The sequence below is a fragment of the Photorhabdus asymbiotica genome (genome assembly GCF_003634575.1).
Lineage (GTDB): Bacteria > Pseudomonadota > Gammaproteobacteria > Enterobacterales > Enterobacteriaceae > Photorhabdus > Photorhabdus asymbiotica.
The window spans coordinates 26,358-40,374 of the sequence record NZ_RBLJ01000004.1; the positions used below are offsets into that span (position 1 = coordinate 26,358).

At 45.4% G+C, this 14,017-nt stretch carries 11 protein-coding genes; 10 read left to right on the plus strand and 1 reads right to left on the minus strand.

Annotated features, from left to right (window positions below):
• Window positions 1–552 precede the first annotated feature (552 nt).
• Both BDD30_RS15930 and BDD30_RS15935 read left to right on the plus strand, forming a co-directional pair.
• Window positions 553–762, plus strand: coding sequence for a YbfA family protein (locus tag BDD30_RS15930; RefSeq protein ID WP_015835109.1), 210 nt, complete (start codon window positions 553–555; stop codon window positions 760–762).
• A gap of 184 nt (window positions 763–946) precedes the next feature.
• Complete coding sequence (locus BDD30_RS15935; protein WP_269450426.1) at window positions 947–1,693, plus strand: type 2 GTP cyclohydrolase I; 747 nt, start codon at window positions 947–949, stop codon at window positions 1,691–1,693.
• 352 nt (window positions 1,694–2,045) lie between these two features.
• Here BDD30_RS15935 and BDD30_RS15940 read toward each other — a convergent pair whose 3' ends face one another.
• A complete protein-coding gene (locus tag BDD30_RS15940; RefSeq protein ID WP_015835107.1) occupies window positions 2,046–3,329 on the minus strand; it encodes a citrate synthase in 1,284 nt (427 codons plus the stop codon).
• A gap of 869 nt (window positions 3,330–4,198) precedes the next feature.
• On the opposite strand from BDD30_RS15940, the gene sdhC reads away from it, so the two are divergent.
• The 8 genes from sdhC (at window position 4,199) to sucD (ending at window position 13,963) form a co-directional block, all read left to right on the plus strand.
• Window positions 4,199–4,588 carry a succinate dehydrogenase cytochrome b556 subunit gene (sdhC, locus tag BDD30_RS15945; RefSeq protein WP_015835106.1) on the plus strand — a complete coding sequence of 130 codons (390 nt, stop codon included), beginning with the start codon at window positions 4,199–4,201 and terminating at the stop codon, window positions 4,586–4,588.
• Window positions 4,582–4,929 carry a succinate dehydrogenase membrane anchor subunit gene (sdhD, locus tag BDD30_RS15950; protein ID WP_015835105.1) on the plus strand — a complete coding sequence of 116 codons (348 nt, stop codon included), beginning with the start codon at window positions 4,582–4,584 and terminating at the stop codon, window positions 4,927–4,929. Before sdhC ends, sdhD begins: the two co-directional genes overlap by 7 nt.
• Entirely contained in the window at window positions 4,930–6,696 is a 1,767-nt protein-coding gene (gene sdhA / locus BDD30_RS15955) for a succinate dehydrogenase flavoprotein subunit (protein WP_015835104.1), read from the plus strand. It abuts the gene before it with no gap.
• A gap of 37 nt (window positions 6,697–6,733) precedes the next feature.
• Complete coding sequence (locus BDD30_RS15960) at window positions 6,734–7,450, plus strand: succinate dehydrogenase iron-sulfur subunit (RefSeq protein ID WP_015835103.1); 717 nt, start codon at window positions 6,734–6,736, stop codon at window positions 7,448–7,450.
• 264 nt (window positions 7,451–7,714) lie between these two features.
• Window positions 7,715–10,522, plus strand: coding sequence for a 2-oxoglutarate dehydrogenase E1 component (gene sucA, locus BDD30_RS15965; protein WP_015835102.1), 2,808 nt, complete (start codon window positions 7,715–7,717; stop codon window positions 10,520–10,522).
• Window positions 10,523–10,536: 14 nt separating this feature from the next.
• A complete protein-coding gene (gene odhB / locus BDD30_RS15970; RefSeq protein ID WP_015835101.1) occupies window positions 10,537–11,760 on the plus strand; it encodes a 2-oxoglutarate dehydrogenase complex dihydrolipoyllysine-residue succinyltransferase in 1,224 nt (407 codons plus the stop codon).
• Window positions 11,761–11,921: 161 nt separating this feature from the next.
• Window positions 11,922–13,088: an ADP-forming succinate--CoA ligase subunit beta gene (sucC, locus tag BDD30_RS15975; protein WP_015835100.1), complete on the plus strand. Its 1,167-nt coding sequence runs from the start codon at window positions 11,922–11,924 to the stop codon at window positions 13,086–13,088.
• Window positions 13,088–13,963, plus strand: coding sequence for a succinate--CoA ligase subunit alpha (gene sucD / locus BDD30_RS15980; RefSeq protein ID WP_015835099.1), 876 nt, complete (start codon window positions 13,088–13,090; stop codon window positions 13,961–13,963). The genes sucC and sucD overlap by 1 nt, the downstream gene beginning before the upstream one ends.
• Window positions 13,964–14,017 lie beyond the last annotated feature (54 nt).

Genomic DNA, 14,017 nt, shown 5'->3' on the forward strand with positions numbered 1-14,017 from the left:
ATTCGCGTTTTTAAATGGTTATATCAGGTTAGATAAATGTAAAATAAGCGAAGGATAAAACGGGATTTTACCTTTTATGAAATTTTTCATCAGTAAAATAATCTGATTATTTTCTTTCATAAAAAAGTGATTTTGACGATGACTATTAGACAGTCAGGTATCAAAACATCGGACTTTGGTATTGTTTATACCCTTCATCTTTCAAGCTGCTGTTTTGTTGGCTGCGTTCACTTACCCCAGTCACATAGTTATCTATGCTCCTGGGGATGCGTTCACTTGCTGCCGCACTGCAACTTGAAATCTATTGGGTATATTACTAATATTTTTACCTGGTGTTAATAAAATGTTTATAATTTGTTTTTAATATACGTTCTTATCATGTTTTTTGTAATTAAATTACATAATAGCGAGAAAAAATAATGATAAATAACCCTAAAAAGGGGTATAAAAAGTGGTAAATTTTCATTTTATCCGATAAAATTTTAGACAATTTACAGATTGTTGTTTTTTAGAGTCTGCAAACAAGCGGGGTCTTTTTAAAGGAGGGTCTATATGTCTGTATATCGTAAATACCCTTGGCATCAGGTTCTCTTACGTCGTATCAGTGCTGTGACGTTAGGTGTGTTGGCGTTACCGGTTATGTTGTTCCGCCGTGATCGCACACGTTTTTACAGTTATTTGTACCGTGTATGGATAAAAACCAGTGATAAGCCAGTATGGTTAGCACAATCAGAGTTGGTTATTACAGTCAGAAATAATTAATGTTTGGTTAGCAGGAAATCAGGTTAACTTGGTTTTCCGCGGTTGATAAAAGTTTGACGCCTTGTCCGTTAATTCTGGCAGGGCGTTTTGTTTTATCAGGGATCAGAAAAATCAATAAAGCCTATTTACTATAGCGGGTGTGGATGAGTATGTTACTTCCACGCAATTAAAATATAGGACGGATATGATGCATAATATTGAACTGGAAAGCGTAATTAATGAAGAATTGCATATCAGAGAGTTTCAGGATTATGCGCCCAATGGCCTACAGGTTGAAGGGCGTGCTCATATTCAGCGGGTCGTTACGGGTGTCACAGCTTGCCAGGCCTTATTGGATGAAGCAGTTCGCTATCAGGCTGATGCGGTTATCGTTCATCATGGCTATTTTTGGAAAAATGAGCCGGTGGTGATTCGTAATATGAAACGTCATCGTCTGAAAACGCTACTCTGTAATGATATAAATTTATATGGCTATCATTTACCGCTTGATGCTCATCCATCACTGGGAAATAACGTACAGCTGGCTCATCAGATTGGTGTAAAAGTTGTTGGATTGATTGATACATTTGTACCATATGGGGAATTAGAGCAGCTAATGACGCCAGCGGAGTTAGCTGCACGTATTGAGCAGGTGTTTGGTCGCAAAGCGTTACATGTAGGTGATAATGCACCCGCAGAGATTCGCACTCTTGCCTGGTGTACCGGCGGTGGTCAGAGTTTTATTCAGCAGGCGGCTGAATTTGGTGTTGATGCTTTTATTACCGGTGAAGCTTCGGAACAGACGGTTCATATCGCCCGTGAAATGGGATTGCATTTTTATGCTGCGGGTCATCATGCCACTGAACGCTATGGTATTAAGGCCTTAGGTGAGTGGTTGGCGGATAATTATGGGTTAGATGTCACTTTTATCGATATTCCAAACCCAGTTTGATTCATTATACGTTAGCCAGAAATAAGCGAAGCCCACCGAAGGCGGGCTTCAAAGTTTTTACAAACTTTTTAAAACTAGCATTGTTCTATCCGCTTCATAGAATTGTGAATTTTGATCTCAGTGATCTAGCTACACACGCAAGCGGGGGCTACGTTTGATAATTTAGAGAACAAGGTGGTTTAGTACCTGCTCTTAAAACGAGCATACACAAGGAAGATAGTGAGATCAATTTTTATGATGATTTCAGTAGTGATTGTATTGCCAGCAAATTTTACCGAATAGTTTGTCCAATTAAACAAAAGCTCTAACTCTCAGGTTAGAGCTTTGCCCTTATCGTAATCGGATTTAATTATTATTTTTCCAACTGGCTTTTGAAATCGCGCTGTGTATAGCCAGTGTAGAGTTGACGAGGACGGGCGATTTTTACACCGTCATCATGCATTTCGCTCCAATGGGCGATCCAACCGACGGTACGGGCAATGGCAAAAATGACAGTGAACATAGTGGATGGAATACCCATTGCTTTCAGGATGATGCCAGAGTAGAAATCCACGTTCGGATACAGTTTCTTCTCAATAAAATACGGGTCGTGCAGAGCAATCCGCTCAAGTTCCATAGCAACTTCCAGCAGACTGTCATTCAGCCCAAGTTCATCTAATACTTCGTGGCAGGTTTCACGCATGACTGTTGCGCGTGGGTCATAGTTTTTGTAAACGCGATGACCAAATCCCATCAGGCGGAAAGAGTCGTTTTTGTCTTTAGCGCGTGCAATAAATTCAGGAATGTGTTCAACCGACTGAATTTCTTCCAACATACGTAAGCAAGCTTCGTTTGCTCCACCATGAGCCGGTCCCCAAAGTGAAGCGATACCCGCAGCAATGCAGGCAAATGGATTAGCACCGGAAGAACCCGCAGTGCGTACTGTAGAAGTAGATGCGTTCTGTTCATGGTCGGCATGCAGAATAAAGATACGATCCATAGCACGCTCTAGTACTGGATTTACCTTATATTCTTCGCATGGTGTGGCGAACATCATGTGCAGGAAGTTGCCTGCATAGGAAAGATCATTGCGTGGATAAACAAATGGCTGACCAATAGAGTATTTGTAGCACATTGCCGCCACTGTTGGCATTTTGGACAGCAGACGATATGCAGTAATGTCACGGTGGCGCGGATTGTTCACATCCAGAGCATCGTGATAGAAAGCCGCCAAAGCCCCTGTAACACCACACAATACTGCCATTGGATGAGAATCACGACGGAAGCCATTGAACAGGCGATTGATCTGTTCATGGATCATGGTATGGCGGGTAATGGTTTTTCTGAATTTATCAAACTGTTCTTGTGTTGGTGTTTCGCCATACAACAGGATATAGCAGACTTCCAAATAATTGGATTTTGTCGCCAGTTGGTCGATAGGAAAACCACGGTGAAGTAGTACGCCTTCGTTGCCATCAATGTAGGTGATCTTGGATTCGCAAGATGCTGTGGAAGTAAAACCGGGGTCGTAGGTATAAAAACCTTCGGAGCCAAGAGTACGAACATCGATGACTTTAGACCCCAGGGTAGGTGTTAGCACGTCCAATTCAATAGCAACTGTACCATCTGGGGTTAGAGTTGCTTTGTTATCTGCCATTACAGTCTCCTTAGCGCTTTCATTTTTATAACTATTAACAACCGCGGCGGAAAGACACGATGTAAAGTCTATCTCATCAGGCTATTCTATTTGCCATTCTTTGTAGTCAAGAGCGAGCACTAAGCAGTGCTCTGCCAAAAGCGGTAACTTTTGAATGCACCTTAGTGTGGCCTGCGCAAGTGAGCGATTTATCAGAAAATCACGGTTCACATGCTGCCGTGCATATTCTGGTTCTGCATGCAGCAAAGCCCTTAATTTATTGACCAGAATGGCCTACGCCAATGATGCCTATTGGAATAGAGTCTTATACTGTGCCTCCCTGGCATTGTGCTACCGGAGAAAATTTGAAATCAGGCCAATATCACATTTAAGGCTGAGATTTCACCCCGGGCAACAATGTTTTTAGGTTGTTAGCGAGTTTTTGAGGTTATGTTTTATGCATTGACTACAAAAACGATTATGATTTGTGCGGACTACACAGTTACATAACTTTAGCTTTTCGGGAAGTCTTTCCTCTTATCGGAAATCAATCTCAAAAGCATTTTCAACCATATATGTAAGATAAATGTTTAAAGTTTGTCAAACAAGATAATTAATTTTGTGCAATATGTTTGAATCGTGATCTTAATCACTGTTCAGTGGAAATGTAGCTAATCATATTGTGTTGGAATTGTAATAATAATGTGAAGCACATATACTGCCGCCAGGTCTCCGGATTACCCTGATGTAGGAGCACCCAGCGTAACCAAATCACAGCATTTTTTAACATGAAGGATCTAACGCTTGGTTAAATGTTGTGTCTTTGTATCCCCTTATCGCTGTCTGATTTCCGCCCAGGTCCGGAGGAAGGAAAATAATAAAAGAGCTGTGTGGGCAAAATTGTGAAAAAACAAAGACCTGTCAACCTTGATTTGCAGACGATACATTTCCCAGTCTCTGCAGTAGCCTCGATCTTGCACCGTGTCTCTGGCGTCATCACTTTCATAGCAGTAGGAATTCTCCTCTGGTTGTTAGGGATGTCTCTTTCCTCGCAAGAAGGTTTTCAGCAAGCCGCCGATATTATGACGAGCTTTTTCGCTAAGTTTATTGTGTGGGGTATTCTGACCGCACTGGCTTACCATATTTGTGGGGGTATCCGCCATCTGCTGATGGATTTCGGCTATCTGGAAGAAAACTTAGCGGTCGGTAGTGCTTCTGCCAAAGTGGCGATCGTGCTTGCTGTTATTTTGTCGATTTTGGCTGGAGTACTGGTATGGTAAGTAATGCATCTGCATTGGGTCGCACGGGTATCCATGATTGGTTATTATTGCGCGCGTCCGCAATCATTATTGTTTTATATGTTATCTATATTTTGGGTTTTGTGGCTATAACGTCGGATATCACTTATGAAGTCTGGCGGGGTTTCTTTTCCTCATCCATCACTAAAGTCTTCACTGTGCTGGCACTGTTTTCCATTCTGGCTCACGCCTGGATTGGGATGTGGCAAGTACTGACTGACTATGTAAAGCCTCTGGCGCTGCGTTTGGTGTTGCAATTGGCGATTGTCGTTGCACTGATGGCTTATTTGATTTATGGAACAATAGTGGTGTGGGGTATATAGATGAAACTGCCAGTAAGAGAGTTTGACGCAGTTGTTATTGGTGCGGGTGGGGCGGGTATGCGCGCCGCGCTGCAAATTTCGCAAATGGGATTATCCTGTGCTTTGATTTCCAAAGTATTCCCAACCCGTTCTCATACGGTATCCGCGCAAGGTGGTATCACCGTTGCGTTGGGCAATTCCCATGAAGATAACTGGGAATGGCACATGTATGACACGGTGAAAGGTTCTGACTATATTGGTGACCAGGATGCGATTGAATACATGTGTAAAACCGGTCCAGAGGCAATTCTGGAACTGGAACACATGGGATTGCCATTTTCTCGTCTGGATGATGGTCGTATTTATCAGCGTCCATTTGGTGGCCAGTCAAAAAACTTTGGTGGTGAACAGGCGGCACGTACAGCCGCCGCCGCAGACCGTACCGGTCATGCACTGTTGCACACCCTGTATCAGCAAAACTTAAAAAATCACACCACTATTTTTTCTGAATGGTATTCGTTGGATCTGGTTAAAAATCAGGATGGCAGTATTGTTGGTTGCACTGCTATTAGCATTGAAACTGGCGAAGTTGTTTATTTCAAAGCGAAGGCGACTATCTTAGCAACAGGCGGTGCAGGCCGTATTTATCAATCTACAACTAATGCTCACATTAATACCGGCGATGGTGTAGGTATGGCGCTGCGTGCCGGTGTACCTGTGCAGGATATGGAAATGTGGCAATTCCACCCAACTGGTATTGCAGGAGCGGGGGTTTTGGTAACAGAAGGTTGCCGTGGTGAAGGTGGTTATTTGCTCAATAAGGATGGCGAGCGCTTTATGGAGCGTTACGCGCCAAACGCCAAAGATCTGGCAGGTCGTGATGTGGTTGCACGTTCCATTATGATCGAAATCCGCGAAGGCCGTGGTTGTGACGGTCCTTGGGGGCCTCATGCTAAGTTAAAACTGGATCATTTGGGCAAAGAGGTGTTGGAATCTCGTCTGCCGGGTATTCTCGAACTGTCCCGTACTTTTGCTCACGTTGATCCGGTAAAAGAACCTATTCCGGTTATTCCAACTTGTCACTATATGATGGGAGGCATCCCGACTAAAGTTACCGGTCAGGCACTGACTATTAACGAGAAAGGCGAAGATGTGGTTATTCCAGGCTTGTTCGCTGTGGGTGAAATTGCCTGTGTATCGGTTCACGGCGCAAACCGTTTGGGTGGTAACTCGCTGTTGGACTTAGTGGTGTTTGGCCGTTCTGCCGGTTTGCACCTGAAAGAGTCTCTGATGGAGCAGGGTACCAGCCGTGAAGCCAGCGAATCTGATATTGAGGCATCAATGCAACGTCTGAACCGTTGGAATAACAGCCGTACTGGTGAAGATCCAGTTAAAATTCGTAAAGATTTGCAGGCTTGTATGCAGAACAACTTCTCGGTATTCCGTGAAGGTGATGCAATGGCCAAGGGGCTGGAAGAGCTGAAAGTTATCCGTGAACGTCTGAAAAGTGCACGTTTGGATGATACCTCGTCAGAGTTTAATACCCAACGTATTGAGTGCTTAGAGCTTGATAACCTGATGGAAACGGCATTTTCTACAGCTGTTGCCGCTAATTTCCGTACTGAGAGTCGTGGTGCTCACAGCCGTTTCGACTATCCGGATCGTGATGATGCGAACTGGTTATGTCATACCCTCTATCTACCGCAAACTGAAACGATGACTCGTCGTAATGTCAACATGCAGCCAAAACTGCGTGAAGCATTCCCACCGAAGGCGCGTACTTACTAATGAGTTGCTGAATAATCCAGTTGCGGAGGAATAGATTATGAAACTTGAATTTTCGATTTATCGTTACAACCCGGATGTTGACAGCGCTCCTCGTATGCAGGATTACACGCTGGAAGCAGAAGAAGGGCGTGACATGATGCTGCTGGATGCGTTAATCCAGCTTAAAGAGCAAGACCCGACACTCTCTTTTCGTCGTTCTTGTCGTGAAGGTGTTTGTGGTTCTGATGGCCTTAATATGAATGGTAAAAATGGCCTGGCCTGTATTACGCCTGTTTCGGCTTTGCGGCGTGGTCGCAAGAAAATTGTTATCCGTCCTCTGCCCGGTTTGCCGGTTATCCGTGACCTGGTTGTAGATATGGGACAATTTTATGCACAATATGAGAAGATTCGTCCATATTTGCTGAATGATGGTAAAAACCCGCCGGCTCGTGAGCATTTACAGTCACCTGCACAAAGGGAAAAACTGGATGGTCTGTACGAGTGTATTCTGTGTGCATGTTGTTCAACGTCTTGTCCGTCATTTTGGTGGAATCCGGATAAGTTTATTGGACCTGCGGGCTTGCTGGCAGCGTATCGCTTCCTGATCGACAGCCGTGATACTGAAACGGATTCACGATTAGATAATCTGAATGATGCTTTCAGTGTCTTCCGCTGCCATAGCATCATGAATTGTGTCAGTGTGTGCCCTAAAGGACTGAATCCGACAAAAGCTATCGGCCATATTAAGTCTATGTTGTTAAAACATAGTGCATAATTGGTTCGCCCTCCGTGAAGTTTTATCTGCGGAGGGCACAAAGAATTAAGAATTGTGAGTTGCCAACTGCGAATGATGACTAAAGTTTTGAGGGAAGGAACCTTTAAAAACCATTTAACGGTTTTTAAAGGTTCCTTGAAGGGTTCCGAAACCCAAAATAGAACATGCATAAAGCACGTCCAAATGAACCTTTTATCGATACCGCACTTAAGCGGTTAGTTAACCACGGCGAAAACTAAAGCTTTTAAAGCTTAAGGGATCACAATGCAGAACGGCGCAATGAAGGACTGGCTAGATTCGAGCTTCTTAGCTGGTTCAAACCAGTCTTACATAGAGCAAGTCTATGAAGACTATATAACCGATCCAAACTCCGTTGATGCAAGTTGGAGAGAAATTTTTCAACAATTGCCGAATGCGGGACTACACGGTGAACAACTCCACTCGCAGACGCGTGATTACTTCCGCCGCCTTGCGAAAGATACTACGCGTTATCACTCCTCTGTCAGCGATCCGGCAATGGATGCAAAACAAGTTAAAGTTTTGCAGCTCATTAACGCATTCCGCTTCCGCGGCCATCAAAACGCGAATCTTGACCCGTTAGGATTATGGAAACAGGATAATGTTCCTGATTTAGATCCTGCTTTCCATAATCTGACGGAGGCTGATTTTGCAGAAACATTTAACGTAGGTTCTTTTGCTATCGGCAAAGAAACGATGAAATTGGCTGATTTGTATGAAGCACTGAAACGCACTTATTGCGGTTCTATTGGTGCTGAATACATGCATATCACCAATACGGAAGAAAAGCGTTGGATTCAGCAACGTTTGGAATCTGTTACTGTCAGCTCTCAGTTTAGCGCAGAGGAAAAGCAGCGCTTTTTGGCAGAACTGACGGCAGCCGAAGGTTTGGAACGTTATCTGGGCGCGAAGTTTCCGGGTGCGAAACGTTTCTCTCTTGAGGGTGGTGATGCCCTGATCCCAATGTTGAAGGATCTTATCCGTCATGCGGGTAAACATGACACACGGGAAGTTGTGCTGGGGATGGCTCATCGTGGTCGCCTAAACGTTCTGGTTAATATCTTAGGTAAAAAACCTGCTGATTTGTTTGATGAGTTTGCGGGTAAACATAAAGAGCACCTTGGAACTGGTGACGTGAAATACCATCAAGGCTTCTCGTCTGACTTTGCAACCGAAGGTGAAAAGGTTCATTTGGCACTGGCATTTAACCCATCTCACCTTGAGATTGTTAGCCCGGTGGTTATTGGTTCCGTGCGCGCCCGCCGTGACCGTCTGGATGAAGGCCGTAGCAATATGGTACTGCCAATCACTATCCACGGTGATGCTGCGGTTACTGGTCAGGGGGTTGTGCAGGAAACCCTGAATATGTCTCAGGCTCGAGGTTATGAAGTTGGCGGTACAATTCGTATCGTAATCAACAACCAGATTGGTTTTACAACGTCTAACCCGAAAGATGCCCGTTCAACACAATACTGTACCGATATCATCAAAATGGTACAGGCACCCATTTTCCACGTTAATGCAGACGATCCAGAAGCGGTGGCATTTGTTACCCGTCTGGCTTTAGATTTTCGTAATGCTTTTAAACGTGACGTGATGATCGATCTGGTATGTTACCGTCGTCATGGCCATAACGAAGCTGATGAGCCAAGCGCAACTCAGCCAATGATGTATCAGAAAATTAAGAAACACCCAACTCCACGTAAAATCTACGCGGATAAGCTGGTCGCTGAGAACCTAATAGCCGTCGATGATGTAATTGAGATGGTTAATCTGTATCGTGATGCCTTAGACCGTGGTGACTGTGTCGTTGAAGAGTGGCGTTCAATGGGGCTGCACTCCTTTACATGGGAGCCCTATCTCAATCATGAATGGGACGAAGCATATCTACATAAGGTCGATATTAAACGTTTGCAAGATCTCGGCAGACGTATCAGTTCTGTCCCGGAAAAAGTGGAAATGCATTCGCGGGTCGCGAAAATTTATCATGACCGCGCAGAGATGGCGAACGGCGATAAACTATTTGACTGGGGCGCGGCAGAAACGTTGGCTTATGCGACTTTGGTTGATGAAGGGATTCCGGTGCGGTTGTCTGGTGAAGATGCGGGCCGTGGTACTTTCTTCCATCGCCATGCGGTTATCCATAATCAAGCTAACGGTTCGGTTTATGTTCCTCTGGCGAACGTTCATAACGGCCAGGGTGCATTCAATGTTTGGGATTCTGTTCTGTCTGAAGAAGCGGTGTTGGCGTTTGAGTATGGCTATGCCACAACGGAACCTCGCGCTCTGACAATCTGGGAAGCACAGTTTGGTGATTTTGCTAACGGGGCACAGGTTGTTATTGACCAGTTCATCAGCTCTGGTGAGCAGAAATGGGGCCGTATGTGTGGTCTGGTTATGCTGCTACCTCATGGTTATGAAGGTCAGGGGCCTGAACACTCTTCCGCTCGCCTGGAACGTTATTTGCAGCTGTGTGCGGAGCAGAACATGCAGGTTTGTGTGCCGTCAACGCCGGCTCAGGTCTACCACATGCTTCGCCGTCAGGCTCTACGCGGTATGCGCCGTCCGTTGATCGTTATGTCACCGAAATCACTGTTGCGTCATCCATTGGCCGTATCCAGCTTGGATGAACTGGCTAACGGTAAATTCCAGACGGTGATCGGTGAAGCTGATGAGTTAGATCCTAAAGATGTTAAACGGGTTGTGCTTTGTTCAGGTAAAGTTTACTACGACCTACTGGAACAACGCCGTAAAAATGAACAAACAGATGTTGCTATTGTACGTGTTGAGCAACTGTATCCATTCCCTCATCAGGATGTTCAGTCAGCACTGGAACAGTACGCCCATGTGCATGATTTTGTCTGGTGCCAGGAAGAGCCGTTAAACCAAGGGGCCTGGTATTGCAGTCAGCACAACTTCCGTGAAGTGATCCCGTTCGGGGCTTCTTTACGTTATGCAGGTCGTCCTGCGTCTGCTTCTCCGGCAGTTGGATATACGTCAGTTCACCAGCAGCAACAGCAAGAGCTGGTTAATGACGCACTGAACGTCGAATAAATAAAGGATAGAAAATGAGTAGCGTAGATATTCTGGTTCCTGATTTGCCTGAATCTGTTGCAGATGCCACGGTTGCGGTCTGGCACAAAAAAGAGGGTGACTATGTTGAGCGTGATGAAGTACTAGTTGAAATCGAAACGGATAAAGTTGTACTAGAAGTCCCTGCCAGTGAAGCAGGAATTTTGGAAGCCATTTTAGAAGTTAAAGATGCAACAGTTCTGTCTCGTCAGCTGCTTGGTCGTATCCGCTTGGGTGATAGCACAGGTAAGCCGGCAGAAGTTAAAGAAAAAACTGAAGCAACTTCAGCAAAACGTCAGACGGCGAGTTTAGAAGAAGAGCGCAATGATGCGCTTAGCCCGGCGGTTCGTCGCCTGATTGCAGAACACGATCTTGATGCCAACGCAATTAAAGGTAGTGGCGTTGGTGGACGTATCGTCCGTGAAGACGTGGAAAAATACATGGCTAATAACGAAAAAGCAGATAGTCAATCATCAGCAATTCCACTCTCTCTTGCTGCTCAGGATTCTTTGTTGCCACATCGTAGCGAAAAACGGGTTCCAATGACTCGCCTGCGTAAGCGCGTGGCTGAACGCCTGTTAGAAGCAAAAAATAACACTGCGATGTTGACAACGTTCAACGAAGTTAACATGAAGCCAATTCAGGAGATGCGTAAGCAGTACGGTGATGCATTTGAAAAACGTCATGGCGTACGTCTGGGCTTTATGTCTTTCTATGTGAAAGCTGTGGTTGAAGCACTGAAACGCTATCCGGAAGTGAATGCTTCTATTGATGGTACTGATGTGGTTTATCACAATTACTTCGATATCAGTATTGCCGTCTCTACACCTCGCGGTCTGGTAACGCCGGTATTGCGTGATGCGGATGCGCTGAGCATGGCTGATCTTGAAAAACGTATTAAAGAGCTGGCTATCAAAGGCCGCGACGGTAAATTGACCGTGGAAGAGCTGACTGGCGGTAATTTCACGATTACCAATGGCGGTGTATTCGGCTCCTTAATGTCTACACCAATCATTAACCCACCACAGAGTGCGATTCTTGGTATGCATGCCATTAAAGATCGGCCAATGGCGGTTGATGGTCAGGTAGTGATCCTTCCTATGATGTATCTGGCACTGTCTTATGACCACCGTCTGATCGATGGACGTGAGTCTGTAGGCTTCCTGGTGACCATCAAAGAAATGCTGGAAGATCCCGCACGTTTGCTGTTGGACGTATAGCAACATAATAGGGCAGATACGCGCTAATATCTGCCCGGTCTGAAGTAAACAAATGTATATGAACAGCCAGTCTTTAGAGATTGGCTATATCCAGAGCACCAAAAAAATAAGGGAGCAATTTGCTAATTTGCTCTTCTCAGACTAACTATGGATAGAACATCATGAATTTACACGAGTATCAGGCAAAACAGCTTTTTGCACGGTATGGTTTGCCCGCTCCGGCTGGTTATGCCTGTACGACACCGCGTGAAGCAGAAGAAGCTGCATCTAAAATCGGCGCTGGCCCTTGGGTGGTTAAGTGTCAGGTTCACGCTGGCGGTCGCGGTAAAGCGGGCGGCGTGAAAGTGGTTAACAGTAAAGAAGAAATTCGCGCTTTCGCTGAACAATGGCTGGGCAAACGTCTGGTCACTTACCAAACAGATGCGCAAGGACAGCCTGTTCACCAGATTCTGGTAGAAGGGGCGACTGATATTGCGAAGGAGCTGTATCTTGGTGCGGTGGTTGACCGTGGTACGCGTCGTGTAGTGTTCATGGCCTCTACTGAGGGTGGCGTTGAAATTGAAAAAGTTGCGGAAGAAACTCCGGAACTGATTCATAAAGCTATTATTGACCCACTGGCTGGCCCTATGCCTTATCAAGGGCGTGAACTGGCATTTAAACTGGGTTTAACCGGTAAACAAATCAGTCAGTTCACCAAAATTTTCTTAGGATTGGCAAACCTATTCCTGGAGCGTGATCTGGCTCTGGTTGAAATTAACCCATTGGTTATCACGACTCAAGGTGATCTGATTTGTCTGGATGGCAAACTAGGCGCTGATGGCAACGCACTGTTCCGTCAGGCTGAACTGCGTGAAATGCATGACCCATCTCAGGAAGATCCGCGTGAAGCTCAGGCGGCACAGTGGGAACTAAACTATGTCGCACTGGATGGCAACATTGGCTGTATGGTTAACGGCGCTGGTCTGGCAATGGGAACGATGGATATCGTTAAGTTGCATGGTGGTGCACCGGCAAACTTCCTTGATGTAGGTGGTGGCGCAACCAAAGAACGTGTTACAGAAGCGTTTAAAATCATTCTGTCAGATGAAAATGTGAAAGCGGTATTGGTTAACATCTTTGGTGGTATTGTCCGTTGTGACCTGATTGCTGACGGTATTATTGGTGCAGTGGAAGAAGTTGGAGTTCACGTACCGGTTGTTGTTCGTTTGGAAGGGAATAATGCTGAGCTGGGAGCGAAAAAACTGGCTGACAGTGGTTTGAATATCATTGCGGCAACCAGCCTGACAGACGCAGCTAAGCAAGCAGTAGCAGCAGTGGGGGCAAAATAATGTCTATTTTAATTGATAAAAACACCAAAGTTATCTGTCAAGGTTTTACGGGTAGTCAGGGTACTTTCCATTCAGAACAAGCGATTGCCTATGGCACGCAAATGGTTGGTGGCGTAACGCCGGGTAAGGGCGGTACTGAGCATCTGGGATTACCTGTTTTCAATACTGTTCGTGAAGCAGTAGAAGCAACAGGGGCAACGGCTTCTGTTATCTATGTTCCTGCTCCTTTCTGTAAAGATTCTATTCTGGAAGCCATTGATGCAGGCATCAAACTGATCATCACGATTACTGAAGGTATCCCGACGCTGGATATGTTGGCGGTTAAAGTGAAGCTGGATGAAGCAGGTGTGCGTATGATCGGCCCTAACTGTCCGGGGGTAATCACGCCGGATGAATGTAAGATCGGTATTATGCCGGGCCACATTCACCAGGCGGGTAAAGTCGGTATCGTTTCCCGTTCTGGTACACTGACTTATGAAGCGGTAAAACAGACAACTGATGCAGGTTTAGGGCAATCTACCTGTGTTGGTATTGGTGGTGACCCAATTCCAGGTTCTAACTTCATCGATATTCTGAAATTGTTCCAGGAAGATCCGCAAACCGAAGCCATCGTAATGATTGGTGAAATCGGTGGTACTGCGGAAGAAGAAGCGGCAGCTTATATTAAGCAGCAAGTCACTAAACCGGTTGTTGCCTATATTGCGGGTGTGACTGCACCAAAAGGTAAACGTATGGGTCATGCGGGTGCTATTATTGCGGGTGGTAAAGGAACCGCAGATGAAAAATTTGCTGCTCTGGAAGCGGCTGGCGTGAAGACGGTTCGCAGTCTGGCAGACATCGGTGATGCAGTGAAGGATTTACTCGCTGGCAAGTAATAATTGATAATAAATGCTTATCTATGAGGCCACTGTAAAGTGGCCTCAGATCGT